The sequence below is a fragment of the Citrobacter sp. wls615 genome (assembly GCF_005281355.1).
GTDB classification, from domain to species: Bacteria; Pseudomonadota; Gammaproteobacteria; order Enterobacterales; family Enterobacteriaceae; genus Citrobacter; species Citrobacter werkmanii.
Genome location: NZ_SZXM01000019.1, coordinates 40,597 through 67,186, shown reverse-complemented (window position 1 = coordinate 67,186; position 26,590 = coordinate 40,597). Strand labels below are relative to the sequence as shown.

The following is a 26,590-nucleotide window of genomic DNA, read 5'->3' as shown; positions in this document are numbered from 1 at the left end:
CTTAGTTTTTCCGGAACATTTTCAGCATGCGCTGAGTCACGGTGAAGCCACCGAAAATATTAATGCTGGCAATAAGCACCGCGATAAAGCTCAGGAAACTCACCCAGCCACCCTGGCCAATTTGTAACAACGCACCGACAACGATGATCCCGGAGATGGCGTTGGTCACGGACATCAGCGGAGTATGCAACGCGTGCGACACATTCCAGACCACGTAGTAACCCACCACGCAGGAAAGCGCGAACACCGTAAAGTGACCGAGGAACTCTTTCGGGGCGACGTCGGCAAGCCAGCCAAACAAAATGACTACCAGCGCCATCAGCGCATATTTACGCCATGGTGAAACAGGTTTTTTCTCTTCTTTCGGCGCTGGAGCCGCTTTTGGCGCAGCCTGCGGCTGAGCTGAAACCTGAATCGGTGGCGCAGGCCAGGTAATTTCACCCTCGCGAACCACCGTCACGCCACGCACCACCACATCGTCAAAATCAACGGTAATGTTGCCGTCTTTCTCTTTGCACAACAGTTTGAGCAGGTTGACGAGGTTGGTACCGTACAACTGGGAAGACTGCGTCGGCAGACGACCTGGCAAATCGGTATAACCGATAACCTTCACACCGTTCGCGGTGGTGGTCACCTGGTTTGGCACGGTATATTCGCAGTTACCGCCATTTTGCGCGGCGAGATCGACAATTACACTCCCCGCTTTCATCGAATCAACCATTTCGCGGGTGATCAGTTTCGGCGCTGGTTTGCCCGGGATCAATGCCGTTGTAACGATAATGTCGACATCTTTTGCCTGAGCGGCGAAAAGCGCCATCTCGGCTTTGATGAATGCTTCGGACATCACCTTAGCGTAGCCGTCGCCGCTGCCCGCCTCTTCTTTAAAGTCCAGTTCGAGAAATTCAGCGCCCATACTCTGAACTTGTTCTTTCACTTCCGGACGGGTATCAAACGCGCGGACGATAGCGCCCAGGCTGTTTGCCGCCCCGATCGCTGCCAGCCCCGCCACACCAGCACCAATCACCATGACCTTGGCAGGTGGAACCTTGCCCGCGGCGGTGATCTGTCCGGTAAAGAAACGGCCAAATTCATGTGCGGCTTCAACAATGGCGCGATAGCCGGCGATATTCGCCATCGAGCTTAAGGCATCAAGCGACTGCGCACGCGAAATACGCGGCACGGAGTCCATCGCCATCACCGTCACATTCCGCTCTGCAAGCTTTTGCAGCAGCTCCGGGTTTTGCGCGGGCCAAAGAAAACTCACCAACGTCGTGCCCGGATTCAGCAACGGAATTTCCGCCTCTTCCGGCGCATTGACCTTCAGAATAATCTCTGACTGCCAGACAGCATTCCCGTCCACAATTTCTGCGCCTGCCTGCACAAACGCGTTATCGTCAAAACTCGCCAGTTGACCTGCGCCGCTTTCAACCGCGACGCTAAAACCCAGCTTCAGCAGCTGCTCAACCGTTTTCGGCGTAGCTGCGACACGGGTTTCATTGGTTAACCGTTCTTTTGGTATGCCAATTCGCATAATGTTCCCTTCCATCTGTATTTATGATGATGGTTTATCAATGTTCGCACGAGGCATGCGCGCACTCTCGAAAGAGGTCAGTGTTACCTCAATAAAATAAAACAGTAACAAACTCTGTATAACCTACTGAAAATGGAGCCTGTGATCTAGCGCCAAAAAACAGTATTTATTATGAAATTCGCAAAACAGGGATGAATTCGCCCGCAGACAGGGATAATGCCCTTTAAATAGCCCGCAATGACTGATAATTCGCTCAAGCGAAGCGGCAAAACATGATTAAGCACCACCACAGAACAATTGGTTAACATTAAATTAACTTATGAAATTCAACTGTTTTATCAGTTTTAGCCTCCAAACGCCGAATTTTTGGACATATCACAAAATGTTATCGACACTGTTACACCCTGTGGCACGATGAGTGAAAAATGACGCAGACACTGACACAATTTAAATGCAATAATCAGCGACGTTTCTAGTCAATAACAATACCAGTACCTGGTTTGCGCAAGGCGAAGGATTATTTTTATGAAGCTTAAGAACACTCTCCTGGCGTCCGCACTTATTTCTGCGACTGCTTTTTCTGTAAATGCAGCGACAGAATTGACGCCGGAGCAAGCTGCTGCCCTGAAACCCTATGACCGCATTGTGGTTACCGGTCGTTTTAATGCGATCGGCGACGCGGTGAATGCCGTATCACGTCGTGCAGATAAAGACGGTGCAGCCTCTTTTTATGTTGTTGATACCTCAGATTTTGGCAGTGGCGGTAACTGGCGCGTTGTAGCCGACATCTATAAAGCCGACGCTGAAAAAGCGGAAGCATCCAAAAACCGTATCATTAACGGTGTGATGGAGTTACCTAAAGATCAGGCCGTTCTGATAGAACCTTACGATACCGTTACGGTACAGGGCTTCTACCGCAGCCAACCTGAAGTGAATGATGCCATCACCAAAGCGGCAAAAGAGAAAGGGGCTTACTCCTTCTATATCGTTCGCCAGGTCGATGCCAACCAGGGTGGTAACCAGCGTATTACCGCATTCATCTATAAAGCGGATGCGAAAAAACGCGTAGTACAAAGCCCTGATGCAATTCCGGCTGATTCTGATGCCGGTCGCGCCGCGTTAGCTGCAGGCGGTGAAGCTGCTAAGAAAGTTGAGATCCCGGGCGTTGCGACTACCGCATCTCCGAGTGCTGAAGTTGGTCGCTTCTTCGAAACGCAATCCACCAAAGGTGGACGTTACACCGTCACGCTGCCGGATGGAACGAAAGTTGAAGAGCTGAACAAAGCGACTGCTGCAATGATGGTTCCGTTCGACAGCATCAAGTTCACCGGTAACTACGGTAATATGACCGAAGTCTCTTATCAGGTTGCCAAGCGCGCAGCGAAGAAAGGCGCGAAGTATTATCACATTACTCGCCAGTGGTCAGAACGTGGTAACAACATGACCATTAGCGCTGACCTGTATAAGTAATATCCTATGCTCTATCAGGTCTACAGCTCTTGTAGACCTGATAATTTTTCCTCGTTAAATCCTCAGCCCGAACAAAAACACGAATATTAAGACAACTTTTCACACTATTAGTCACAAATCTCTCTATCCCCATTGCATGCGTTCTCTTCTCTCCGTAAAATCCCGCGCCTTAGTGGCTTTCACCATTTTTATGCGGTTTGCCAAAATAATTATTCTCTCACTCTCGTTTTAGTAACTGGATACAAATGGAAAAGAAATTGGGTCTGAGCGCACTGACCGCGCTGGTTCTAAGCTCAATGCTCGGCGCTGGTGTTTTCAGCCTGCCACAAAATATGGCGGCGGTTGCCAGCCCAGCTGCATTACTGATTGGTTGGGCGATTACCGGTGCGGGTATTCTGCTGCTCGCCTTTGCCATGCTGCTCCTGACGCGTATCCGACCTGATCTGGACGGTGGAATTTTTACCTACGCGCGCGAAGGTTTCGGGGAACTGATTGGCTTCTGCTCTGCATGGGGATACTGGCTGTGCGCCGTTATCGCTAACGTTTCGTATCTGGTTATCGTCTTCTCTGCGCTCAGCTTCTTTACCGACACGCCGGAATTACGCCTTTTTGGCGATGGTAATACCTGGCAGGCTATCGTTGGCGCATCAACGCTGCTGTGGATAGTCCATTTTCTGGTGCTGCGTGGGGTGCAAACCGCAGCCAGCATTAATCTGGTTGCGACCCTGGCCAAATTGCTGCCGCTTGGCCTGTTTATCGTGCTGGCGTTCATGCTATTTAAACTCGATACCTTCAGTCTGGATTTTACCGGCGTCGCGTTAGGCGTCCCCGTCTGGGAGCAGGTCAAAAACACTATGCTCATTACCCTGTGGGTATTCATCGGTGTGGAAGGCGCAGTGGTGGTTTCTGCCCGCGCGCGAAACAAACGCGATGTCGGACGCGCCACGCTGCTGGCGGTGCTTGCTGCGCTGGGCGTTTATCTGTTGGTCACCCTGCTGTCGCTGGGTGTTGTTGCGCGTCCCGAACTGGCAGAAATCCGCAACCCATCAATGGCCGGTCTGATGGTTAAAATGATGGGACCATGGGGCGAAATTATTATCGCCGCGGGCCTGATTGTCTCCGTTTGCGGTGCCTATTTAAGCTGGACGATTATGGCGGCGGAAGTGCCGTTCCTCGCCTCTACCCACAAAGCGTTTCCACGGATCTTCGCGCGTCAGAATGCGCAGGGTGCGCCATCCGCGTCGCTGTGGCTGACCAACATCTGCGTCCAAATCTGTCTGGTGCTGATCTGGCTCACAGGTTCCGACTACAATACGTTACTGACCATTGCCTCAGAGATGATTCTGGTGCCCTATTTGCTGGTCGGCGCATTTTTGCTGAAAATAGCGACCCGTCCGTTGCATAAAGCAGTTGGTGTCGGTGCGAGCATTTATGGCATATGGTTATTGTATGCGTCAGGTCCGATGCACTTGCTACTGTCTGTGGTGCTGTACGCGCCAGGACTACTGGTTTTCCTTTATGCCCGTAAAACACACGCGCATGAAAATGTATTAAAACGCCAGGAGATGGCACTGATCGGCCTGCTGCTTATTGCTGCAGTTCCGGCGACCTGGATGTTGGTGGGGTAACGCTATCCCCATCGTTTGCGAAACCTGGAGATTACGATGGGTAAAAAGCCCCCTTTGCCGATTCTTATCACTGGAGGAGGTCGTCGCATCGGCCTCGCCGTCGCATGGCATTTTCTCAATCAAAAACAGCCAGTTATTGTCAGTTACCGGACTCATTACCCGGCCATTGATGGCTTGTGCGAAGCTGGCGCGTTGTGTATCCAGGCTGACTTTTCTACCGATAAAGGCGTGTTAGCCTTTGCCGATGAGGTTAAAAGACAGACGAACGGTTTGCGCGCCATTGTGCATAATGCCAGTGCCTGGGTGGCAGAAAAGCCGGGCACGCCGCTAACCGAAGTGCTGTCGGCCATGATGCAAATTCATGTCAATACGCCCTACTTACTCAACCACGCCCTGGAAGAGTTGTTACGCGGTCACGGACATGCAGCCAGCGATATTATCCATTTTACGGATTATGTTGTAGAGCGTGGCAGCGACAAGCACATTGCTTATGCTGCCAGTAAAGCGGCGCTTGACAATATGACTCGCTCATTCGCCCGCAAACTGGCACCAGAAGTCAAAGTGAATTCAATTGCCCCCTCGCTGATCCTATTCAACGAGAGTGACAATGCTGAATATCGCCAGCAGGCTCTGAATAAATCATTGATGAAAACGGCGCCCGGTGAAAAAGAAGTCATTGATTTAATTGACTATCTATTGACCAGTTGCTTTGTCACAGGACGTAGTTTTGCCCTTGATGGCGGGCGTCATCTGCGTTAATGCAGTTTAATCCAACAAAAAATCAGCAACCACGCGCTCAGGCTCCAGCACACTACTGACCCGCCGAGCGCGACGGGTAAGCGCATAAAGCCGGTGAAATACCACAGCGAAACGAGGTAGACAAAATAGGGAATAATTGACCACATGCTGAATACAATGGTGGTACGCAACGCCTCGATCCCACGTTCACTGGCCACGATATAATGGGCAATTAACGCGAATGTCGGGAACAGCGGGATTAATCCAGCAATATAGTAATTCTTTGTTTTAGCGAGCAAACCAATCAATACGACCACCAGCGCACCCAGCGCCGCTTTGATAACGAGTCCCATCACCCTGCCTTAACACATCAATAACATCAGCCCCTAGCATAACGGAAGCGTTCTTGTTTAGAAAAGATTAATGGAAGGAAAAACGAGGGCGGTGTATGTTGGCGTTTTATATTCAAAATGAATGATATGAACACCATCGTATTTGTTGAAGATGATCCCGAAGTTGGCTCGCTGATTGCCGCCTATCTGGCCCGGCATGACATTGAGGTTATCCTTGAACCTCGTGGTGATTTGGCTGAGGAGAAAATCCTGCAAGTTCAACCCGATCTGGTGTTGTTAGATATCATGCTGCCGGGCAAAGACGGGATGACAATCTGCCGCGATTTACGTGGACGCTGGCAGGGTCCGATTGTCCTGCTGACCTCTCTGGACAGCGACATGAACCATATCCTGGCGCTGGAAATGGGTGCCTGCGACTACATCCTTAAAACAACGCCTCCGGCCGTGCTGCTTGCACGGCTACGCCTGCATTTGCGTCAGAGCGAACATTCAGCCCAGTCTAAAGGTATTCAGGCAGCGACCATCACACCGCATACCACGCTACGCTTTGGTACACTCACTATCGACCCAACCAACCGCTCCGTGCTACTCGGCGGCAAGCAAGTCTCTCTTTCCACCGCCGATTTTGAATTATTGTGGGAGCTGGCAACCCATGCCGGGCAGATTATGGACCGCGATGCGTTGCTGAAGAACCTGCGCGGTGTAAGCTATGACGGTATGGATCGCAGCGTCGATGTGGCGATTTCCCGGTTACGTAAAAAACTGCTCGATAACGCCATAGAGCCCTATCGAATCAAAACGGTACGCAACAAAGGTTACCTGTTCGCACCGCACGCCTGGGACGATGAATCTGACAAGTAAACCCATCGGGCCGTATCTCGCTTATTATACGGCCCTATAAACGTGACAGTGTCACAATAATTTATTAATCGGTTTTAGCTTGTATCTCAACTGAACGTCAGTCCGTCGTATTTTTTCCAACGGTAATTCACTGCGGAAATAATCCAGCAGCCGATGAAGACGCCAATAATCACGAAGCCGACATTCCCCATGTGGTCGCTCAAATTGCTGACGGTGTCCCACAATCCCCCCTGGAGTGAAAAGGCATCAGACAGCAGTCCGAGCGCCTCCAGTCCACCGATAAATAGCGCAACAATCACCGAGGTGCCGGTGATTGTCATATTGTAATAAAGCTTGCGCTGGGGCTTATTAAACGCCCATCCGTAGGCCTCAACCATCAGGATGCTATCAAGGCAATCAATCAGCGCCATGCCGCAGGTAAACAGCGCCGGGAAAACTAATATTGACCAGACCGACATTCCACTGGACGCGCTTGAGGCAGAAATACCCAGCAGAGAAATTTCAGTGGCAGTATCAAAACCCAGGCCAAACAAAAAACCGACAAAATACATATGCCAGTCTTTACCTACCAGGCGGAAAGCGGAGCGGAAAAGCCAGTTCAGCGGGCCTGAAACCGTCATATCTTCCGCATTGCCAGCGTAAGTACCGGTACGTTTAAGATGGCGAAAAGCCTTCCAGATATGGCAGAAAATAATGAGATTAATGGTAGCCAGAATCAGCAGAAATGCGGCAGAGACCGTGGTACCGATAAGACCGCCGACATTCTGAAACCATGCCATATGCTGCTTAAATACGCTGGTGGTCAGCGCAATACCAATGCTTGCCAGCACCACAATGGTAGAGTGACCAAGTGAAAACCAGGCTCCCGTCGTCAGGGCGCGTTTTTTCTGTTGCATGAGTTTACGCGTCGCACTGTCTATCGCGGCAATATGGTCGGCATCTACGGCATGGCGCAAACCATAGCACCACGCGATTAGACTCAGCGCCAGTAACGACGTGTTGTTGCTAAACGCGGTGAAAGCCCACAGCCACGCCACAATGTTTGCCCCGATGAGTAAAACCATCAACGAAATAATGTTTGGGCGTTTTTTTAATATTGAAAACAATGTGTTCATTGTTTCCAGCCTGTCAAATTTGCGCTAAACAACACACCACACCGCCGTTCACTGATTGATTAATAAAACGTTTACCAGGCTAATGATAACTCTTAAGAATTACCAACCCAGTGTCGTAGATCAAAGTTGATTACCACCTGATGCGAGTTCCTCCATCGCTAACTCCGCGATGCGCAGGGGTATAGCCGCGCAGTCCCCCTCTTGCAGAAACCAGGCGGACGATAATCCACACCAGGCAATAATCCACATTAACAGACGTTGCCGTTCAATCCCGGCAGCTTCTGATACGATATTCACGCGTTGCAGGAATCTTTCTGGCTCAATACCGACAGGCCGGGTCGGATCGGCAAGATCCGGATTGGTAAAAATATTGGCGTAATCAAACCCACGCTCGCCTACCAGCCCTTTCGGATCGATTGCCAGCCATCCTTTAATTTCGAAATCAAGAATATTGCCGTGGTGTAAGTCGCCGTGCAATACGACTTCATTCTGGGGAGATGAGAGCAGTACGTTTGCCACCTCAGCGCAACGTGTCATGATGCCGCCATGTTTTTTCGCTGCAGGAGCGAGATCGCGAAACCAATGATGCAGCGGGGTTAAAGCAGGCGTTAACGCATTCCACGGTAGATGGAGCCGACTGGCCGCATGGCAAATAATGCGACAGGCCTGCGCATCGTTGCCAGACCACGCCATTTCAGCTAAAGAACGCCTCCCTGTCGCACGGTCTAACAGAATCGCCCCATCATCATAGGCCAGTACCTTTGCTGCGCCATTACCATTCCACCAGACCATGAGTGCGCAGCCGTTGCGTTCACTGTCATCGTCGGTAAGCTTGAGCATCGCTTTCTGCCCATCCTTGACCACCACAGGCAAAAGCTGCGATGTGTGCGTTTCAAATGCCTCACCATCAGGAATGAGTCCCCAGCGGCTAAGCCAGGCGTTGAACAGACGATTTTTCAAACAATACCCTCATTTTTGCGCCGGAAGATGACAACCGACGTGGACTGTGTAGCCATTATTCCTGCTTTCACCTGATTGAGCCACCGCGTGCCGATTTCATCCTCTCTTGCTTATAGACCAGAGCACTAACGGGCACCTTCTTATGTCTCTGTGTGCCATGCTGATTGTGGTTGTTAAATGAGGAAGACGCGATGATCGTTTTATGCAAAGCCTGCGGGACATCCTATGAGAAAACGAATTCTCATCCACAACATTGCGCTATTTGTAATGATGAACGCCAGTATGTCCCCGCGACAGGGCAGAAATGGATCGATTTTGCCGCCCTTTGCGCTTCACACACAAATAAGTGGCAACAACACAACAGCGATCTTCTCAGCATCCACACCGTTCCTGATTTTGCGATTAATCAGCGCGCGTTTATCCTGCTCACTCCCGAGGGCAATATTTTGTGGGACTGTATTGCCACACTCGATGACGCCACGAAAATGCTCATAACCTCTTTGGGCGGGCTTAAGGCTATTGCGATATCACACCCTCACTACTACACCACTATGCAGGACTGGGCTGCAGAATTTAATGCCCCAATTTACCTCCATGCCAGTGATAGCGAGTGGGTAATGCGCGACAGCCCGTGGATTAAATTTTGGCAAGGCGACACCCTTGAACTGGCCCGAAACGTCAGTGTTATACGACTTGGGGGACATTTTTCCGGCGGCTGTGTTCTGCACTGGGCACGAAATGAAGGCCTGGTGCTTTCCGGCGACATCGTTCAGGTCACACCAGGGGCGCACGCCGTCTCCTTTATGTGGAGTTACCCCAATATGCTGCCGCTGCCAGCCGCTACGGTCAGCGACATCACCCAGCGCCTGAGTATGGTGAAATTTAAACAACTCTACGGTGCATTTGAGGGAAAAGATATTACGGACAATGCCGATGAAATCGTACGCCGTTCAGGCGAAAAGTATATCTCCTGCCTTAGATAATCGGGCCGTTTACTCTCCCCCTCATTCAGGAAGATGAAAATGGATAGAACTGATAAACCGCCCCCATCAGCGAGAGACTGACTATCACACTGATAATAAAATAGGTTTTGAATGGTTGCTTTTGTGTTTTATGGCGGAAAATTTGTTGACCCGCTATCGCACCAACCCACCCGCCAACAACACCAAACATCAGCAATGTAGACTCAGGCACCCTGCGCCAGGCCTGACGCGCGGCCATTTTGTCCACGCCGTATAGCGCCATCGTTAGTATATTGGCAAGTATGAGCCACATAACCCAGGGATGTGCGGTGAAAATACAGCCTGTTGCTGCGAAAATGAGTAGCAAATAACAACAACGATTGAAATTCATATTTTTATATCACAACAATTTTGAGAGTATCAGTACGCATTATATTGCGTATTCGGTGATTTCCTTGTTCAGGCGCTCATTCTGCTGCTAGCGGATGGGTTTTACAATCACTTCACCGATAATAGCATTTGCAAAATACTGCTGCTGGCGTAACGGTCTGGATACCGCCCAACCAGTCGCGTTTCGCCATTTTGTCGTAACCATTGGCACAATTCAGACTGATATCGCAGATTGTGGGATCAAGTATTAGCCCCATCATTTATTCATTATTTTTTTAGCCTTAATCTACTGACTATTCACCATAAAGCCACCCCTACAATCCTTGCAGCGCCAATATCACGCATATATTCACAGGGGAAATATTAATAATGTTAATATTGAGTTAACTTCATGTTAAATATTATTGCTTAATTTCGTCCATGAGACCACCCTGTAATTGGGAGAACACTACAACATCTTGCTAACCTATTACCGGGGATGATGATGTCTCATCCTCCGGCCCTTTTATTACAGACTACGATTAGCAATCATCTTTCGGTTGAGGTACACCGCGACAGGCCCACATGCAAACCTCCTGCTTTTTGGTGTGGGCAATAGCCATGCAACGATGATCAACATCACCGCCATTCAGAAACTCAACCTGTGCATATATTGACGTACCGCCAGCAGAATTAATACACTCTCTGTCTTTCGTGGTCACACTGGTACCATCTGCGATAATGACGTGTTTTGATTTTCTCAATCAGAGTTTTATGCTGGTTCGCCGATTATAACCCTGCAAACTGGCGAGACCATGAGATCTAAAAACAGATCGTTTATGCTGAAATAGAATAGATCATCAGCATTTTTTAGAATTTTGTAAATCAAAATGGGTTGATGCAGCCTCTAAATGTAGAAAACTAATATGCAGGCCAAAATATCGCCTACCATGTATCTCTACTTCGATCACCACCCAAAAGCCATCGCGCAAGCTCACCACCCAGTAGCGCCAAAAAGACCCGAGCACCTTGATTGAGTATAGAGAAAATGAGAATCAGCTAAACAGCTTTTAGAGCATAGATCTCACACCTGTTTAGTGACGTTGTCACGTAGTATTTTCTCCCGCTGGTTATCATCACGGTAACTCACCATGATCATCTGATAGCCTATCGGGTGTTCGCGTCCAACGTTGACAGCATTGCTGCAATGTCATCCCCGCGATTAAAAAATTACCCCCTGAGTTTCAACTTTGCCGTTTTGTTTGCAGCTTCTGTGCTTATGCTTTTGTCTTGCTAACCTACTTTAGCCGCGGGGATTATTGCCTAAGGAGCAATTAAAATTGTAAAAAACAACATTTCCAGCAACAATAATATTGTTCTATTTCTTCCAAAATACTACTTTAAAAAATATAATTAGTGGTTTAAATAAACAATATTTACAATGGAGGCATATTTCATGCCTAAATTTTTCACGCGCGATGGTAGTGAACATTACGCTAAAATAGTAAGTTACATTATCCAATATTGTATTTTTATCACATTAACTCTTTTGCTCTCATGCAAAGGTTTAATCGAAATCATTCAGACATTGTCTCCAGACGCTGGTATTCTGCAGTGGCAACTTTCGAAGCAACTCCTTAGTATAAATACATTATTGTATGTATCACTGGCACTCGCTATTTCGTGCGGCATTCAGTTAGCTTACATGTTAGTGACACACGGCCCAGATGAGGCATTTGAACCCGTTATGTTAGGCATTGCATCTGCTGTATTGCTGATATTATCCAAAATTGAACCGGATGAATGGACGGTTCAATACGCTTTGGTTATTTTGATAATGATTATATGTATTGCCATTTTGTTCTCACTTTCAATTTGGATGAATAAGGGAGCTACCCCCCCTTCAAATACCCGATAGTACAAGTTCTGGCTCCGCCAAACCCAACAAGGCATTTTTGGACCGCCCAAAACTCGTGCTGGCGAAAGAACCATAAAACTTCTTGCACCTACGCCAGCTGGATGCTTTCCGCCGGGGCCAACCCTGCGTTTATTGCAAATCAGATGGGCCGCGAGAATGCAGAAATGGTTTATACAGTGTACTCTGCCTGGATAAACGCGCTTGATGGTGATCGGATAGCCTTTCTGAACCCGCGCATCGGGGGATACAAGGGTGTCCCCCTGGTGCCCCCAGAGGTGGATGCGCACTAATTAAATCATTGAAATTCCGGTGATATTTCATGAAGAAGCTGTTTGTACAGTTTTATCTCCTGCTGTTTGTCTGCTTTCTGGTTATGACCCTGTTGGTCGGCCTGGTATATAAATTCACCGCAGAACGCGCGGGCAGGCAGTCGCTCGACGATTTAATGAAAAGCTCGTTGTACCTGATGCGCAGTGAGCTGCGCGAGATCCCACCACGTGACTGGGGTAAGACGCTAAAGGAGATGGATTTGAACCTCTCTTTTGATCTGCGCGTTGAACCGCTGAATAAATACACGCTGGACGCCCCAACCATGCAGCGCCTGCGCGAAGGCGATATTGTCGCACTCGACGATCAGTACACTTTTATTCAACGAATCCCGCGCAGCCATTACGTGCTGGCCGTTGGCCCGGTTCCCTATCTCTATTTTCTGCATCAAATGCGCTTGCTGGACGTCGCGCTGATGGCGTTCATTGCCATTTCACTGGCCTTCCCGGTGCTTATCTGGATGCGCCCCCACTGGCAGGAAATGCTCCGACTGGAAGCCGCAGCACAACGTTTTGGTGAAGGCCATCTGGGTGAACGCCTCCATTTTGATAACGGTTCCAGTTTTGAGCGTCTTGGTGTGGCGTTTAACCAGATGGCGGACAATATCAATGCGCTGATCGCCAGTAAAAAACAGCTCATCGATGGTATTGCCCATGAGCTTCGGACTCCACTGGTACGCTTACGTTACCGACTGGAGATGAGTGAGAATCTCACCGAGCAAGAATCTCAGGCACTGAATCGTGATATCGGCCAGTTGGAAGCGTTGATCGAAGAATTACTGACCTACGCCCGGCTGGATCGTCCCCAAAATGAATTGAAGCTCAGCGTACCCGACCTGCCCCTTTGGCTGACAACCCATCTTGAGGATGTGCAAAGCGTCAATCCTGACCATGCGGTGCGCCTTCGCCATCTTCAGAGTGGCGACTACGGTGCGCTGGACATGCGCCTGATGGAGCGCGTGCTGGATAATCTGCTGAATAACGCCCTGCGCTATTGCCAGTCGACGGTACAAGCCAGTCTGCGACTGGACGGTAATCAAGCAACGCTGATCGTGGAAGACGACGGCCCTGGTATCGCACCTGCGGCGCGCGAACAAGTTTTTGAGCCATTTGTACGCCTCGATCCCAGTCGTGACCGGGCGACCGGTGGTTGCGGGCTTGGGTTAGCCATCGTCCACTCGATCGCATTGGCTATGGGCGGTACGGTCGTTTGCGATGAAAGTGAACTGGGCGGGGCCCGTTTTTCTTTCAGTTGGCCCGTCTGGCATAACATTCCTGAATTTCCCACTGCCTGACCCATACCGCTCGGTGGTCAGGCGGCAGATGTTGTGCTATAAAAAAGTATGTTGTAACTAAAATGGTAAAACACATGGCCCGTTACGATCTCGTTGACCGTCTGAACAGCACCTTCCGCCAGATGGAACAGGAATTGGCGCTTCTGAGCGAAAATTTGTTGCAGCAGACGCTGCTGATTGCGCGCGTGTTCTCGTTACCAGAAGTCGTCAAGGAGGCAGAACATACCCCTTTGCAGAGCATCGATGTAAAACAACATTTAGGCAAAGAAGCTGAATCGCTGGCACTGCGTCACTATCGCCATCTGTTTATTCAGCAGCAATCTGAGAACCGCAGCAGCAAAGCGGCCGTCCGTCTTCCTGGCGTGTTGTGCTATCAGGTGGATAACGCGGCACAGTGTGCTCTGGAAGAACAAATACAGCGTATTAACCAGTTGAAAACAACGTTTGAGCGCATTGTCACTGTGGAATCGGAACTGGCGCCGGCGGCACGTTTCGAATGGGTGCATCGCCACCTGCCGGGACTGATTACGCTGAATGCCTACCGTACCCTCACGCTGGTGAAAGAACCCGCCACCCTGCGCTTTGGGTGGGCTAACAAGCACATCATTAAAAACCTGAAGCGCGATGAAGTCCTGCAGCAACTGGAAAAGAGTCTGACGTCGCCGCGCAGCGTACATCCCTGGACGCGTGAAGAGTGGCAGGCAAAGCTGGAGCGGGAATATCAGGACATTGCAGCCCTGCCACAGCAGGCAAAACTGAAGATTAAAAGACCGGTAAAAGTGCAGCCCATCGCTCGCGTGTGGTACAAAGGAGAACAAAAACAGGTGCAATACGCCTGCCCGACGCCATTGATTGCGCTAATCAACAACGACAACGGCATGACAGTACCCGATATCGGCGAGTTACTGAATTACGATGCCGACAACGTTCAGCATCGTTTTAAACCTCAGGCGCAGCCGTTGAGATTGATTATTCCCCGACTGCACCTGTACGTTGCGGATTAACTGCCTGGCCGCATGCTGCCAACCATCAGTTCCGGCCGTACCCAGCTGTCGAACTCCGCTTCGGTTAAATATCCCAGCGCAAGGGCAGATGCTTTTAACGTCAGCCCTTCCTTGTGCGCTTTTTTGGCTATCTCGGCGGCTTTGTCGTAACCAATATGGGTATTGAGTGCAGTAACCAGCATCAGCGACTCGTTGAGTAACTGGTCGATTCGCTCACGATTGGGTTCAATTCCCGTCGCGCAGTGCTCGTTAAAGCTTTCCATCCCGTCCGCCAGCAAACGCACTGATTGCAGGAAGTTGTGGATGACCATCGGTCGATATACGTTAAGCTCAAAGTTACCTGACGCCCCGCCCATATTAATGGCAACATCATTGCCCATCACCTGGCAGCACAGCATAGTCAGCGCCTCACACTGAGTCGGATTGACCTTACCCGGCATAATGGAGCTACCCGGCTCGTTTTCAGGAATTGAAATTTCACCAATACCACAGCGCGGACCGGATGCCAGCCAGCGTACATCGTTGGCGATTTTCATCAGCGATGCCGCCAGACCTTTCAGCGCGCCATGCGCGTGAACCAACGCATCGCAGGTCGCCAGTGCTTCAAATTTATTCGGTGCGGTAACAAACGGCGCGCAGGTAATTACCCGCAGTTCATCCGCAACCCGACGAGCATATTCCGGATGGGTGTTCAGCCCAGTTCCCACCGCGGTTCCCCCCAGCGCAAGTTCCGCCACATGAGGTAAACTGTTTTCAATGTGTCTGAGGTTATGTTCGAGCATTGCGACCCAGCCGGAAATTTCCTGGCCAAGCGTAAGCGGGGTTGCATCTTGCAGATGCGTCCGGCCAATTTTGACGATATCGGCAAAAGCGTGGGATTTATCACTGAGCGTTTTGGTCAACACCGTTAATTGTGGGATCAGTGATTTGCGTAGCGCCAACAGTGCGGCAACATGCATCGCAGTCGGAAAGACATCATTCGAGCTTTGGCTTTTATTAACATCATCGTTGGGGTGAATTTTTCGCTCCATTCCCCGCACGCCGCCCAGCAATTCGCTGGCACGGTTTGCCAGCACCTCGTTCATATTCATATTGCTTTGCGTGCCGGAACCTGTCTGCCAAATGGCCAACGGAAACTCATCGCGATGTTTATCCGCCAATACCTCATCTGCGGCCTGCATTATCGCGGTGGCTTTATCCTCCGCCAGCAGCCCGAGATCTAAATTAACCTTTGCTGCCGCCCGTTTCGTCAGCGCCAGCGCGTGGATCAGCGAGACCGGCATTTTCTCCGTAGAGATACGAAAATGCTCCAGCGACCGTTGGGTTTGCGCGCCCCAAAGCCTATCGGCAGGAACATCAATTGCGCCCATTGAATCATTCTCGCGGCGTACCGTTACCATTACCTGCTCCTTACATTAACAATTGATTAGGTTATGTTTCGACATTGCCCACTTGCATTGGTCTTATCAGTATTAACGAGGATTAAACCGTCGTTTGGTGGTTCGTGCGGTAAAAAAAAACCGCCCCAAAGGGCGGCTGACGTTACTTAACGCAGCGTGCGCACTGCGACGTCTGAATTTGCTTGAAGAAATCATTACCTTTGTCATCCACCAGGATAAACGCCGGGAAATCTTCCACTTCAATTTTCCAGATGGCTTCCATCCCCAGTTCAGGATATTCCACGCATTCCAGACTCTTGATACTGCCTTGGGCAAGCACCGCTGCGGGGCCGCCAATACTGCCTAAATAGAAGCCGCCATGCTTATGACAGGCGTCGGTCACCTGCTGGCTACGGTTGCCTTTCGCCAGCATGATCATGCTCCCACCCGCGGCCTGAAGCTGGTCAACATACGAGTCCATACGCCCGGCAGTGGTTGGGCCTAGCGAGCCTGATGCATAGCCTTCAGGCGTTTTTGCCGGGCCGGCGTAATAGATCGGGTGATCTTTAACATACTGCGGCAAACTTTCGCCGTTATCCAGACGTTCTTTCAGTTTCGCATGCGCAATATCACGACCAACAATAATGGTTCCGTTGAGCGACAGACGCGTGGACACCGGATATTGCGACAACTGAGCCAGGATCTCTTTCATTGGCCGATTGAGGTCAACACGCACCGCTTCGCCTTCGCCTGCCTGACGCAGCTCTTCTGGTATGTATTTACCCGGATTATGCTCCAGTTTTTCGATCCAGATACCTTCACGGTTGATCTTAGCTTTGATATTTCGATCGGCTGAGCAAGAAACACCCATACCAACCGGACACGACGCGCCATGACGCGGCAGACGGATCACACGGATATCATGAGCAAAATATTTGCCGCCAAACTGGGCGCCCAGTCCCAAATTCTGCGCTTCTATCAACAGTTCTTTTTCCAGCTCCACATCGCGGAATGCCTGACCATGCTCGTTACCTTCGGTCGGCAGTTCATCGTAGTATTTCGCCGAAGCCAGTTTGACGGTTTTCAGCGTGGCTTCCGCCGACGTACCACCAATCACAAACGCGATGTGATACGGCGGGCAAGCCGCTGTTCCCAACGTACGCATCTTCTCGACCAGGTAATTTTTTAATTTGCCCGGCGTGAGCAGCGCTTTGGTTTCCTGGTACAGATAGGTTTTGTTTGCCGAACCACCGCCTTTGGCAATACACAGGAATTTGTATTCATCGCCGTCAACGGTATACAAGTCAATCTGCGCTGGCAGGTTGGTGCCGGTGTTCACTTCTTTGTACATATCCAGCGCGGCGTTTTGTGAATAGCGCAGGTTGTCTTCGATATAGGTGTTATAGACCCCTCGCGCCAGTGCCGCTTCATCACCGCCGCCGGTCCAGACACGCTGACCTTTTTTACCCACGATTATCGCTGTGCCGGTATCCTGACAGGTCGGCAAAATACCTTTCGCCGCGATGTCGGAGTTGCGCAGGAATTGCAGGGCCACATATTTGTCGTTTTCACTGGCCTCAGGATCACGCAGGATATCGGCAACCTGTTGCTGATGCGCTGGACGCAGCATAAACGAAGCATCATGAAAAGCCTGGCGAGCCAGCAGGGTTAGCGCTTGCGGCGCGACTTTAATAACCTCTTGCCCTTCGAATTCGGCAACGGATACATAGTCGCTGGTCAGCAGATAATAGTCGGTATCATCCTTTTTCAGGGGGAAAGGATGCTGATAATGAAAGGGTTTGTTTGACATTGTGCTCTCACTTACTGCTCGGTCTGGTTATTCTCTGGGCAGATGTTCCGTTGCCCTGCTTCCCTGCCGTAGGTCGGGTTGGAGAAGGTAAGGCTTTCTGCAACCGGAATTACTCAGGGTATTAAAAGCGAGTCACCATATCCTACACAATTTTTTAACAAAAACTGAGACAAGTACGACTTTTTACATGTGCAGGTTACTTCCCTCAGGGTTTCTTGGTTTAATAGCCAGAGAAAATTCCACATTCAAACAGGGCTTGAGAATGCAAAAACTCATCAACTCAGTGCAGAACTACGCTTGGGGAAGTAAAACTGCGTTAACGGAACTTTATGGGATTGCCAACCCAACTCAGCAACCGATGGCTGAACTTTGGATGGGGGCGCACCCAAAAAGCAGTTCGCAAGTTCAGAGCGCTGATGGTCAGACGGTTGCTTTACGCGACGTTATTGAAAGCGATAAATCCGCGCTATTAGGCGATGCCGTTGCCGAACGCTTTGGTGAACTGCCCTTCCTGTTTAAAGTGCTCTGTGCTGCGCAACCTCTTTCGATTCAGGTTCATCCTAACAAACACAATTCTGAAATCGGGTTTGCCAAAGAAAACGCCGCCGGGATCCCGATGGATGCCGCCGAGCGCAACTACAAAGATCCTAACCACAAACCAGAACTGGTTTTTGCTTTAACGCCTTTCCTGGCGATGAACGCCTTTCGTGAGTTCTCCGATATTGTTGCGTTATTACAACCTGTTTCCGCTGCGCATCCGGCTATTGCGCATTTCCTGCAGGAGCCAAGTGCAGAGCGTTTGAGCTATCTCTTCGCCAGCTTGCTGAATATGCAGGATGAGGAGAAATCCCACGCGCTGGCGATCCTGAAATCGGCGCTGAACAGTCAGCAGGGCGAACCCTGGCAAACCATCCGCCTGATCGCCGACTTCTACCCTAACGACAGCGGACTCTTTTCCCCACTGCTGCTCAACGTGGTTAAACTCAATCCCGGCGAGGCCATGTTCTTGTTTGCCGAGACCCCGCACGCCTACCTGCAAGGTGTGGCGCTGGAGGTGATGGCGAACTCGGACAACGTGCTGCGCGCTGGGCTAACGCCAAAATACATTGATATCCCGGAACTGGTCGCCAACGTTAAGTTTGTCGCTAAGCCTGCAAACCAGTTGCTGAACACACCGGTTAAAACAGATGGTGAACTGGACTTCCCTATTCCGGTCGACGATTTCGCCTTCTCCCTACATGAGTTAACGGCCACTGGTGCAGAGATCGGCCAGCAAAGCGCCGCAATTCTGTTCTGCATTGAGGGTGAAGCCGTGTTGAGCAAAGGTGAGCAGCGTCTGGTCCTGCAGCCGGGTGAGTCGGCCTTTATTAGTGCGAATGAATCGCCGGTAAACGTCAGCGGCAAGGGCCGTTTAGCTCGGGTTTATAACAAGCTGTAGCAAGATACTGATATTTTTAACAACTCTTGCTAAGCTGTAGTGAGTTAAAGACAAGTCACTCCTCCAGGCGTCTTCAAACGCCTGGTTTTATTTTATGGATATCAAAATGAAAAAATCGCTGGTAGCTGCGGGTGTAGTGGTTGCACTGGGTATCGTCTGGACGGGCGGTGCCTGGTACACAGGTAAAAAACTCGAAACGCATCTCGCCGAGATGGTGACACAGGCAAACAATCAGTTGAAACGCTACTCCCCTGAGGCGGGCATTGAACTGAGTTATCAAAACTATCAGCGCGGCGTGTTCAATAGCCAACTGCAACTGGTGGTTAAACCCATCACCGGGCAGCAAGATTCCTGGCTGAAGCCAGGGCAAAGCATCGTCCTTAATGAAACAGTTGATCACGGTCCTTTCCCGCTCGCACAGCTGAAATCGCTGAATCTGGTTCCCGCTATGGCCTCGGTGAAAACAACGTTGGTGAATAACGACGTCACCAAACCACTGTTCGATATTGCCAAAGGCGAAACACCATTCGTCATTAACTCCCGTATCGGTTACAGCGGCGATACCCGTTCCGATCTCTCCCTCAAACCGCTGAACTACGAGAATGGCGATGAAAAAGTGGCCTTCAGCGGCGGGGAATTCCAGTTTACGGCTGACAAAGACGGTAATGCAGTTTCGCTAACTGGCGATGCGCAAAGTGGTCTGGTTAATGCGGTCAATGAGTACAACCAGAAAGTACAAATTACCTTCAATAACCTGAAAACTGAGGGTTCCAGCAGTATCGCCAGCTTTGGTGAGCGTATTGGCGACCAGAAGTTGTCACTCGAAAAACTGTCGATTGCAGTCGAGGGTAAAGAGTTGGCGGTTCTGGAAGGCATGAGTATCGATGGTAAATCCGATCTGATCAACGAGGGTAAAACCGTCAACAGCCAACTGGATTACACCCTGAACAGCCTTAAACTGCAGGGCCAGGATATGGGTAGCGGCAAACTGACGCTGAAAGTGGGCCAGATTGATGGTGAAGCCCTGCACCAGTTCAGTCAGCAGTATAGCGCCCAAACCAAGGCGTTGATGTCACAAATCGATGTGGTGCAAAACCCGGAGCTATATCAGCAGAAAGTCACCGAAGCCTTCTTTAATGCCCTGCCGATTCTGATGAAAGGCGAACCGGTTATCACTATTGCGCCGCTGAGCTGGAAAAATGCGAAAGGTGAAACCGCCTTTAATTTGTCTCTACTACTAAAAGATCCGACCGCAAACACCGTAGAGCCGCAAACGCTGGCCCAGGAAGTGGATCGCTCCGTCAAATCACTGGATGCTAAGCTGACGATCCCTGTCGATATGGCGACTGAATTCATGACGCAGATTGCCAAACTGGAAGGATATCAGCAGGAAGAAGCGGCGGGTCTGGCGAAGCAGCAGGTTAATGGCCTCGCGGCGATGGGTCAGATGTTCCGTATTACGACGCTGCAGGACAACGTTATCGGTTCCAGCCTGCAATATGCGAACGGTCAGGTAACACTTAACGGACAGAAAATGTCGCTGGATGAGTTTGTTGGCATGTTCGGTATGCCTGCCTTTGCTGAGCCGGATGCTCCTGCAGCCCCGCAACAGTAAATATCCGTTACGACAGGCCCGATAACATTGCTTATCGGGCTTTTTTTATTTCGCGACGACCAGTCGGGCGGCAAGCGTCAGATTGCGCGAATGGCTTTCATCGTGGCCAATGCGTTGTAGCATGCGTTCCGCAAGGGTGTATCCCATTTCACGGGCAGGCGTGCAAGCCCAAATGATGGGAATGTCATCCAGCGCGCTTTCCGCCACATCAGCAAATCCGGCCAATGATATTTGCTGTTCAAAGTAGCGATCCACGCCTGTTTCACCGCTCTGTCGCCCTGCTCTCATCAGGCCAAACCAGGCGCCTACGGCAATGGTTTCGTTGTAGCACACCACCGCACTGATTGTGGGATTCCGGCGTAACAGCGCCGTCACCTCTTCCGCGGCCTGCTTTTGGCTGGATGAACACTCCAGCACCCAGTCGCTATGAAACGGCAAACCATACTTTAACAATGTCGCACAATACCCGCCGACGCGCTCTGCCCGGGTTAATGAAGAGCTTTGCCCGCCCAGCCAGGCAATGCGCTGATGCCCATGACGTATCAGTTGTTCAACCAGAAGTTGCGCGGCCTGCATGTTATCAGGTCTGACGGTGTCAACGTCATCCATATAGCTGGCGCGTGACGCAAACACCACCGGGATCCCTTTCTCAGCGGCCAGTTGTTGTAGCGCGTCACTGCTGCCTGCGGCCCCAGCGATCACCACGCCATCAACCCCTTGATTAAGTAACAGTGTGAAGCGCTGCGTCAGCTGTTCGCCGTCTTTGCCGCCATGCAGTAAGAAGACCATGCGCCCCTGGGCTTCTAATGCTTCCGTCAGCCCCGCCGTCAGCTCGGCGTAAAACGGCGTAGAAAGATCGCGCACAATCAAACCCACGACCCCGCTCTGCCCACCGCGCAGGGCTGATGCTTGCCGATTACGCACAAACCCCAGTTGCTCAATGGCTGCATTTACCCGCTCACCGGTTGCTGATGAAATACGTCCTTTGCCGCTGAGTACCAATGAGACGGTACTGACCGAAACCCCCGCAGCCAGCGCAACATCATGGATCGTTATTTTTTTGGCTATAGCCATAAAAACAGAAAACTCCCTGATAACGTGACCGATAAAACGTTTTATCAATCACTTATATTTATACCCTCTATTATCGTTCGATAATGTGATTTATACCGCACTAAAATTAGGTAAAACGTTTTATCTTCTCGCCATCATTAGCCAGTCTGATTTTACAAGGAGTCGTTTAATGACGACGAGAACCACACCAAAAATAACGTTATGGGAATTTTTCCAGCAGTTGGGCAAAACCTTTATGTTGCCCGTGGCTCTGCTCTCATTTTGCGGGATCATGTTAGGGATTGGCAGTTCGTTAAGCAGCCACGATGTCTTAACGTTAATCCCGGTGTTAGGAAATCCGGTGCTACAGGCCATCTTTACCTGGATGAGCAAAGTTGGCTCATTTGCGTTTAGCTTCCTACCGGTGATGTTCTGTATTGCCATTCCTCTTGGCCTGGCGCGCGAGAATAAAGGCGTGGCGGCGTTTGCCGGTTTTGTCGGTTACGCGGTAATGAACCTTGCCGTCAACTTCTGGTTAACCGCCAAAGGCATCTTACCCACCACTGATGCGGCGATCCTGAAAGCCAACAACGTGCAAAATATTCTGGGGATCCAGTCGATCGACACAGGGATCCTCGGCGCCGTCATCGCTGGGATCATCGTCTGGATGCTGCATGAACGCTTCCATAACATTCGTCTGCCGGATGCCCTGGCCTTCTTCGGCGGCACTCGCTTCGTTCCCATCATCTCCTCGGTGGTGATGGGCCTGGTCGGTCTGGTTATTCCCCTGATTTGGCCGGTTTTCGCCATGGGCATTACCGGACTCGGTCACATCATCAACAGTGCAGGTGAATTTGGTCCTATGCTGTTTGGTACCGGCGAACGTCTGTTGTTGCCTTTTGGTCTGCATCATATTCTGGTGGCATTGATCCGCTTTACCGAAGCGGGCGGCACGCAGGAAGTCTGTGGTCATAGCGTGAGCGGTGCATTGACTATTTTCCAGGCTCAATTGAGCTGTCCGACAACGCAAGGTTTCTCTGAAAGCGCAACCCGCTTCCTGTCCCAGGGTAAAATGCCGGCGTTCCTCGGCGGGTTACCGGGTGCAGCGTTAGCGATGTACCACTGCGCACGTCCAGAGAATCGTCATAAAATTAAAGGATTATTAATTTCCGGTCTGATTGCCTGTGTAATTGGTGGTACGACCGAACCTCTCGAGTTCTTGTTTCTGTTCGTGGCTCCGGTTCTGTACGTGATCCATGCTTTGCTTACCGGTCTCGGCTTTACCGTGATGGCGGTGCTTGGCGTTACCATCGGTAACACTGACGGTAACCTGATCGACTTCGTGGTATTCGGCATCCTGCATGGATTGTCTACCAAGTGGTATCTGGTCCCTGTCGTCGCAGCTATCTGGTTTGCGGTGTATTACGTTATCTTCCGCTTCGCCATCACGCGCTTCAATCTGAAGACACCGGGTCGCGAAGTCGAAATGGCCAGCACTATCGAAAAAGTGATGGCTGGAGCGCCAGGTAAATCGGGTTATAACGTGCCAGCTATTCTGGCGGCGTTGGGCGGCGCGGAAAACATTGTTAGCCTGGATAACTGCATTACTCGTCTGCGCTTGTCAGTGAAAGATATGTCGCTTGTTAACGTACAAGCTCTGAAGGACAATCGTGCCATTGGCGTAGTACAACTCAATCAGCATAACCTTCAGGTTGTTATTGGTCCGCAGGTCCAGTCAGTGAAAGACGAAATCGCGGTTCTGATGAACACCGTACAGGCTTAAGGACAACAATATGTTTGATTTTTCTAAGGTTGTGGACCGACACGGCACCTGGTGTACCCAGTGGGATTATGTTGCCGACCGTTTTGGCTCAGCCGATCTTCTGCCGTTCACCATCTCTGACATGGATTTTGCCACTGCCCCCTGCATTCTTGAGGCGCTTACCCAGCGCCTGTCCCATGGCGTGTTGGGTTACAGCCGTTGGAAAAATGATGAACTTTTGGCGGCTATTCAGCACTGGTTTCTGACGCGTCACAATACAAAAATCGATCCTCAGTCGCTGGTATATGGTCCCTCGGTCATCTATATGGTGTCAGAGCTGATTCGCCAGTGGTCTTCCGCGGGTGATGCGGTGGTTATTCACACCCCGGCTTACGACGCGTTTTACAAAGCTATTGAGGGTAATCAGCGCGTGGTGCGCGCTGTCGAACTGGAAAAACGTACTGACGGTTGGTACTGCGACATGACCGCACTGGAGAATGCCCTGTCTCGTCCAGAGAGCAAAATTCTTCTGCTCTGTAGCCCACAAAATCCGACGGGCAAGGTGTGGAGGCGCGACGAACTGGAAACCATGGCGGAACTGTGTCAGCGCCATGGTGTAAAAGTCATTTCCGATGAGATCCATATGGATATGGTATGGGGGGATCAGCCGCATATCCCCTGGAGTAACGTCGCGCGTGACAGCTGGGCGCTGCTCACTTCCGGCTCAAAAAGTTTTAATATTCCGGCACTGACCGGGGCTTACGGGATTATTGAAGACGCTCAAAGCCGTAACGATTATCTCAGCGCATTAAAAGGTCGCGATGGTCTTTCCTCACCTGCGGTGCTGGCGCTGACAGCTCATATTGCCGCCTATCAACAGGGCGCAAGCTGGCTTGATGCGCTGCGGGATTATCTTGCCAGCAATCTGCATTACGTCGCCCGCGAGCTTAATGCCGCATTCCCCGAACTGAGCTGGCAGGTTCCACAATCTACCTATCTGGCGTGGATTGACCTGCGTCCGCTTAACATTGATGATCGCGCATTACAGGAAGCGCTTATCCACCAGCAGAAAGTTGCCATCATGCCAGGGTACACCTACGGCGAAGAAGGACGCGGTTTTGTGCGCCTGAATGCCGGATGTCCGCGCTCAAAACTTGAAAAAGGCGTTCAGGGGTTGATTAACGCTATCCGTACAATACGTTAAACAGGTTTGCGCAATGAAAACCTCATTGCGCGCCTTCTCTACCTGACGCTTTACCACCCTGTTCATCCAGCATCGTCGAAAAGGCCGCGTTATCCCTTGCACCGGGGAAAGAAGGTGAGCGTAGACAAAAATGAATATCATGACATTTAATAATGCTATTTTATGTCTGAGCGGAGCGCTTCGGTTTTATAATTTATTTATAATTTAAGAAAATTTACAAGAATAATCCTGATTGAGCACTCATATTTTTATTCCCTCTAACTCTCAGACGGTTACGATTATTTATTAATCAAACATCATTCATAATAAGCGAAGCGGTATTTCCCGCAATCCATTGAAAATTATCAATACGGACTGATTCGCCTATCAACATTAAATTTGACTTAATACAAATAGCCGCTAACTTTAAGCCTTGAACAACGACGGATACGAAATTATTTTTTGTATCTGACTGACATAACCGATATATGAGGTGATATATGGCAGAGCATCGTGGTGGTTCCGGTAACTTCGCAGAAGACCGAGAAAAAGCATCAGAAGCGGGCCGTAAAGGCGGTCAACATAGCGGTGGTAACTTCAAAAACGATCCACAACGCGCATCTGAAGCAGGTAAAAAAGGTGGGCAAAGCAGCCACGGCGGTGGCCGTAAGTCTGACAACTCCTGATAGTTAGCGTTATTTTCATCTTTTAATTAAAAGAGTGTCCTGCGGGTCTGTATGGGGCTCGCAGTTATTTTTAACCTCTAAAGGATATTGATATGCATATGAAAAGCATTGAAGACGTATTTATTCATCTACTTTCAGATACCTATAGCGCTGAAAAACAGTTAACGCGCGGACTGGCTAAACTCGCCAGAGCCGCCTCAAGCGAAAAACTCAGCAAAGCGTTTAATGCCCACCTGGAAGAAACCCAGGGGCAAATTGAACGTATTGACCAAATCGTTGAGCAAGAACCGGGAATTAAGATTAAACGCATGAAATGTGTGGCGATGGAAGGCTTAATTGAAGAGGCTAATGAGGTTATTGAAAGCACCGAGAAAAATGAAGTACGCGATGCAGCATTAATCGCAGCCGCCCAGAAAGTGGAACATTATGAAATTGCCAGCTACGGCACACTGGCAACCCTGGCAGAACAACTGGGATATAAAAAAGCCGTAAAACTCCTCGCAGAAACGCTTGAAGAAGAGAAACAAACCGATCTGAAATTAACCGATCTGGCGGTTGGTAACATTAATAAAGACGCTGAAAAACGATAACCATACTGACTCGAGGAAATTACGATGAATCACTTAGAACATTACCATGACTGGCTACGCGATGCGCACGCGATGGAAAAGCAAGCGGAGTCAATGCTGGAATCGATGGCGAGTCGTATCGATAATTATCCTGATTTGCGTGCCAGAATTGAGCAACATATTAATGAAACAAAAAGGCAAATTACCCTGCTGGAAGAGATCCTCGATCGAAACGATATTTCGCGTTCTGTATTAAAAGACTCCATGAGTAAAATGGCCGCTTTTGGCCAGTCGATTGGCGGCATGTTTCCTTCTGACGAAATTGTAAAAGGCGCAATCAGCGGCTATGTATTCGAGCAATTTGAAATAGCCTGCTACACATCGCTTTTGGCCGCTGCCAAAAAGGTCGGTGATACCGCCTCTATCCCCGCTATCGAAACGATTCTCGCAGAAGAACGTGAGATGGCCGACTGGCTGGTTAAACATATTCCGCAAACGACAGAACAATTTCTCTTACGGTCTGACGCTGACGGCGTTGTAGCCAAAAAATAATCTCATTACGCTC

23 protein-coding genes are annotated in these 26,590 nt (G+C 50.1%); 15 read left to right on the top strand and 8 right to left on the bottom strand.

The genetic code is table 11. From position 1 onward, the window contains the following. Nucleotide 1: 1 nt before the first annotated feature. A complete protein-coding gene (gene pntA, locus FDX04_RS05605; RefSeq protein WP_137370571.1) occupies nucleotides 2-1,531 on the bottom strand; it encodes a Re/Si-specific NAD(P)(+) transhydrogenase subunit alpha in 1,530 nt (509 codons plus the stop codon). A gap of 525 nt (nucleotides 1,532-2,056) precedes the next feature. On the opposite strand from pntA, the gene ydgH reads away from it, so the two are divergent. The 3 genes from ydgH (at nucleotide 2,057) to folM (ending at nucleotide 5,388) form a co-directional block, all read left to right on the top strand. Then, nucleotides 2,057-3,001: a DUF1471 family protein YdgH gene (gene ydgH / locus FDX04_RS05600; protein WP_042308569.1), complete on the top strand. Its 945-nt coding sequence runs from the start codon at nucleotides 2,057-2,059 to the stop codon at nucleotides 2,999-3,001. 245 nt (nucleotides 3,002-3,246) lie between these two features. Continuing rightward, nucleotides 3,247-4,629: an amino acid permease gene (locus FDX04_RS05595; protein ID WP_137370570.1), complete on the top strand. Its 1,383-nt coding sequence runs from the start codon at nucleotides 3,247-3,249 to the stop codon at nucleotides 4,627-4,629. Nucleotides 4,630-4,665: 36 nt separating this feature from the next. Next, nucleotides 4,666-5,388, top strand: a complete 723-nt coding sequence (folM, locus tag FDX04_RS05590) for a dihydromonapterin reductase (RefSeq protein WP_137370569.1) — start codon at nucleotides 4,666-4,668, stop codon at nucleotides 5,386-5,388. Here folM and FDX04_RS05585 read toward each other — a convergent pair. Continuing rightward, entirely contained in the window at nucleotides 5,385-5,720 is a 336-nt protein-coding gene (locus FDX04_RS05585) for a GlpM family protein (protein WP_032939759.1), read from the bottom strand. The genes folM and FDX04_RS05585 overlap by 4 nt on opposite strands. Before the next feature lie 126 nt (nucleotides 5,721-5,846). Between FDX04_RS05585 and rstA the strand changes: the two genes are divergently transcribed. After that, a complete protein-coding gene (rstA, locus tag FDX04_RS05580; RefSeq protein ID WP_170975143.1) occupies nucleotides 5,847-6,581 on the top strand; it encodes a two-component system response regulator RstA in 735 nt (244 codons plus the stop codon). Nucleotides 6,582-6,667: 86 nt separating this feature from the next. Here the strand turns inward: rstA and FDX04_RS05575 are convergent, their stop codons facing one another. Next, nucleotides 6,668-7,696 carry a HoxN/HupN/NixA family nickel/cobalt transporter gene (locus FDX04_RS05575; RefSeq protein WP_137370567.1) on the bottom strand — a complete coding sequence of 343 codons (1,029 nt, stop codon included), beginning with the start codon at nucleotides 7,694-7,696 and terminating at the stop codon, nucleotides 6,668-6,670. Between the two features lie 120 nt (nucleotides 7,697-7,816). After that, the gene (locus FDX04_RS05570) at nucleotides 7,817-8,656 is read right to left on the bottom strand and encodes an aminoglycoside phosphotransferase family protein (RefSeq protein ID WP_137370566.1); all 840 of its coding nucleotides are present in this window, start codon (nucleotides 8,654-8,656) and stop codon (nucleotides 7,817-7,819) included. A 191-nt stretch (nucleotides 8,657-8,847) separates the two neighbouring features. Between FDX04_RS05570 and FDX04_RS05565 the strand changes: the two genes are divergently transcribed. Beyond that, entirely contained in the window at nucleotides 8,848-9,639 is a 792-nt protein-coding gene (locus FDX04_RS05565) for an MBL fold metallo-hydrolase (RefSeq protein ID WP_137349801.1), read from the top strand. A 25-nt stretch (nucleotides 9,640-9,664) separates the two neighbouring features. Here the strand turns inward: FDX04_RS05565 and FDX04_RS05560 are convergent, their stop codons facing one another. After that, complete coding sequence (locus tag FDX04_RS05560) at nucleotides 9,665-10,009, bottom strand: DUF1294 domain-containing protein (RefSeq protein WP_137365550.1); 345 nt, start codon at nucleotides 10,007-10,009, stop codon at nucleotides 9,665-9,667. Between the two features lie 1,434 nt (nucleotides 10,010-11,443). Here FDX04_RS05560 and FDX04_RS05550 point away from each other — a divergent pair. From FDX04_RS05550 to tus, 3 genes are all read left to right on the top strand, one after another. Next, the gene (locus tag FDX04_RS05550) at nucleotides 11,444-11,905 is read left to right on the top strand and encodes a hypothetical protein (RefSeq protein WP_137370564.1); all 462 of its coding nucleotides are present in this window, start codon (nucleotides 11,444-11,446) and stop codon (nucleotides 11,903-11,905) included. 319 nt (nucleotides 11,906-12,224) lie between these two features. Next, nucleotides 12,225-13,526 (top strand): two-component system sensor histidine kinase RstB, encoded by a 1,302-nt coding sequence (rstB, locus tag FDX04_RS05540; protein ID WP_137370563.1) that lies wholly within the window; start codon nucleotides 12,225-12,227, stop codon nucleotides 13,524-13,526. A gap of 74 nt (nucleotides 13,527-13,600) precedes the next feature. After that, nucleotides 13,601-14,530, top strand: a complete 930-nt coding sequence (gene tus / locus FDX04_RS05535; protein ID WP_137370562.1) for a DNA replication terminus site-binding protein — start codon at nucleotides 13,601-13,603, stop codon at nucleotides 14,528-14,530. Here the strand turns inward: tus and fumC are convergent. Next, nucleotides 14,527-15,930 carry a class II fumarate hydratase gene (gene fumC / locus FDX04_RS05530; RefSeq protein WP_137370561.1) on the bottom strand — a complete coding sequence of 468 codons (1,404 nt, stop codon included), beginning with the start codon at nucleotides 15,928-15,930 and terminating at the stop codon, nucleotides 14,527-14,529. The two genes, tus and fumC, sit on opposite strands and share 4 nt — an antisense overlap. Nucleotides 15,931-16,072: 142 nt before the next feature. Beyond that, nucleotides 16,073-17,719 carry a class I fumarate hydratase gene (gene fumB / locus FDX04_RS05525; RefSeq protein WP_137370560.1) on the bottom strand — a complete coding sequence of 549 codons (1,647 nt, stop codon included), beginning with the start codon at nucleotides 17,717-17,719 and terminating at the stop codon, nucleotides 16,073-16,075. A 262-nt stretch (nucleotides 17,720-17,981) separates the two neighbouring features. Between fumB and manA the strand changes: the two genes are divergently transcribed. Both manA and FDX04_RS05515 read left to right on the top strand, forming a co-directional pair. Continuing rightward, on the top strand, nucleotides 17,982-19,157 hold the full coding sequence (gene manA / locus FDX04_RS05520) for a mannose-6-phosphate isomerase (protein ID WP_137370559.1): 1,176 nt from the start codon (nucleotides 17,982-17,984) through the stop codon (nucleotides 19,155-19,157). Nucleotides 19,158-19,263: 106 nt separating this feature from the next. Beyond that, nucleotides 19,264-20,772: a YdgA family protein gene (locus FDX04_RS05515; protein ID WP_137370558.1), complete on the top strand. Its 1,509-nt coding sequence runs from the start codon at nucleotides 19,264-19,266 to the stop codon at nucleotides 20,770-20,772. Between the two features lie 45 nt (nucleotides 20,773-20,817). Here the strand turns inward: FDX04_RS05515 and FDX04_RS05510 are convergent, their stop codons facing one another. Next, entirely contained in the window at nucleotides 20,818-21,846 is a 1,029-nt protein-coding gene (locus FDX04_RS05510) for a Mal regulon transcriptional regulator MalI (protein WP_038640443.1), read from the bottom strand. A 169-nt stretch (nucleotides 21,847-22,015) separates the two neighbouring features. On the opposite strand from FDX04_RS05510, the gene malX reads away from it, so the two are divergent. From malX to FDX04_RS05485, 5 genes are all read left to right on the top strand, one after another. After that, nucleotides 22,016-23,608 carry a maltose/glucose-specific PTS transporter subunit IIBC gene (gene malX / locus FDX04_RS05505; protein WP_137370557.1) on the top strand — a complete coding sequence of 531 codons (1,593 nt, stop codon included), beginning with the start codon at nucleotides 22,016-22,018 and terminating at the stop codon, nucleotides 23,606-23,608. A gap of 10 nt (nucleotides 23,609-23,618) precedes the next feature. Continuing rightward, on the top strand, nucleotides 23,619-24,791 hold the full coding sequence (locus FDX04_RS05500) for a MalY/PatB family protein (protein ID WP_137370556.1): 1,173 nt from the start codon (nucleotides 23,619-23,621) through the stop codon (nucleotides 24,789-24,791). Between the two features lie 479 nt (nucleotides 24,792-25,270). Then, nucleotides 25,271-25,456: a general stress protein gene (locus FDX04_RS05495; protein ID WP_006684659.1), complete on the top strand. Its 186-nt coding sequence runs from the start codon at nucleotides 25,271-25,273 to the stop codon at nucleotides 25,454-25,456. A gap of 92 nt (nucleotides 25,457-25,548) precedes the next feature. Beyond that, complete coding sequence (locus tag FDX04_RS05490) at nucleotides 25,549-26,046, top strand: ferritin-like domain-containing protein (protein WP_038640435.1); 498 nt, start codon at nucleotides 25,549-25,551, stop codon at nucleotides 26,044-26,046. 24 nt (nucleotides 26,047-26,070) lie between these two features. Next, nucleotides 26,071-26,577, top strand: a complete 507-nt coding sequence (locus FDX04_RS05485) for a ferritin-like domain-containing protein (RefSeq protein ID WP_137370555.1) — start codon at nucleotides 26,071-26,073, stop codon at nucleotides 26,575-26,577. Nucleotides 26,578-26,590: the final 13 nt, after the last annotated feature.

Excerpts from the sequence above, each read along its gene's own strand:
- pntA (WP_137370571.1), bottom strand. The coding sequence starts at position 1,531 with ATGCGAATTGGCATACCAAAAGAACGGTTAACCAATGAAACCCGTGTC.
- ydgH (WP_042308569.1), top strand. The coding sequence starts at position 2,057 with ATGAAGCTTAAGAACACTCTCCTGGCGTCCGCACTTATTTCTGCGACT.
- FDX04_RS05595 (WP_137370570.1), top strand. The coding sequence starts at position 3,247 with ATGGAAAAGAAATTGGGTCTGAGCGCACTGACCGCGCTGGTTCTAAGC.
- folM (WP_137370569.1), top strand. The coding sequence starts at position 4,666 with ATGGGTAAAAAGCCCCCTTTGCCGATTCTTATCACTGGAGGAGGTCGT.
- FDX04_RS05585 (WP_032939759.1), bottom strand. The coding sequence starts at position 5,720 with ATGGGACTCGTTATCAAAGCGGCGCTGGGTGCGCTGGTGGTCGTATTG.
- rstA (WP_170975143.1), top strand. The coding sequence starts at position 5,847 with ATGAACACCATCGTATTTGTTGAAGATGATCCCGAAGTTGGCTCGCTG.
- FDX04_RS05575 (WP_137370567.1), bottom strand. The coding sequence starts at position 7,696 with ATGAACACATTGTTTTCAATATTAAAAAAACGCCCAAACATTATTTCG.
- FDX04_RS05565 (WP_137349801.1), top strand. The coding sequence starts at position 8,848 with ATGATCGTTTTATGCAAAGCCTGCGGGACATCCTATGAGAAAACGAAT.
- FDX04_RS05560 (WP_137365550.1), bottom strand. The coding sequence starts at position 10,009 with ATGAATTTCAATCGTTGTTGTTATTTGCTACTCATTTTCGCAGCAACA.
- FDX04_RS05550 (WP_137370564.1), top strand. The coding sequence starts at position 11,444 with ATGCCTAAATTTTTCACGCGCGATGGTAGTGAACATTACGCTAAAATA.
- rstB (WP_137370563.1), top strand. The coding sequence starts at position 12,225 with ATGAAGAAGCTGTTTGTACAGTTTTATCTCCTGCTGTTTGTCTGCTTT.
- tus (WP_137370562.1), top strand. The coding sequence starts at position 13,601 with ATGGCCCGTTACGATCTCGTTGACCGTCTGAACAGCACCTTCCGCCAG.
- fumC (WP_137370561.1), bottom strand. The coding sequence starts at position 15,930 with ATGGTAACGGTACGCCGCGAGAATGATTCAATGGGCGCAATTGATGTT.
- fumB (WP_137370560.1), bottom strand. The coding sequence starts at position 17,719 with ATGTCAAACAAACCCTTTCATTATCAGCATCCTTTCCCCCTGAAAAAG.
- manA (WP_137370559.1), top strand. The coding sequence starts at position 17,982 with ATGCAAAAACTCATCAACTCAGTGCAGAACTACGCTTGGGGAAGTAAA.
- FDX04_RS05515 (WP_137370558.1), top strand. The coding sequence starts at position 19,264 with ATGAAAAAATCGCTGGTAGCTGCGGGTGTAGTGGTTGCACTGGGTATC.
- FDX04_RS05510 (WP_038640443.1), bottom strand. The coding sequence starts at position 21,846 with ATGGCTATAGCCAAAAAAATAACGATCCATGATGTTGCGCTGGCTGCG.
- malX (WP_137370557.1), top strand. The coding sequence starts at position 22,016 with ATGACGACGAGAACCACACCAAAAATAACGTTATGGGAATTTTTCCAG.
- FDX04_RS05500 (WP_137370556.1), top strand. The coding sequence starts at position 23,619 with ATGTTTGATTTTTCTAAGGTTGTGGACCGACACGGCACCTGGTGTACC.
- FDX04_RS05495 (WP_006684659.1), top strand. The coding sequence starts at position 25,271 with ATGGCAGAGCATCGTGGTGGTTCCGGTAACTTCGCAGAAGACCGAGAA.
- FDX04_RS05490 (WP_038640435.1), top strand. The coding sequence starts at position 25,549 with ATGCATATGAAAAGCATTGAAGACGTATTTATTCATCTACTTTCAGAT.
- FDX04_RS05485 (WP_137370555.1), top strand. The coding sequence starts at position 26,071 with ATGAATCACTTAGAACATTACCATGACTGGCTACGCGATGCGCACGCG.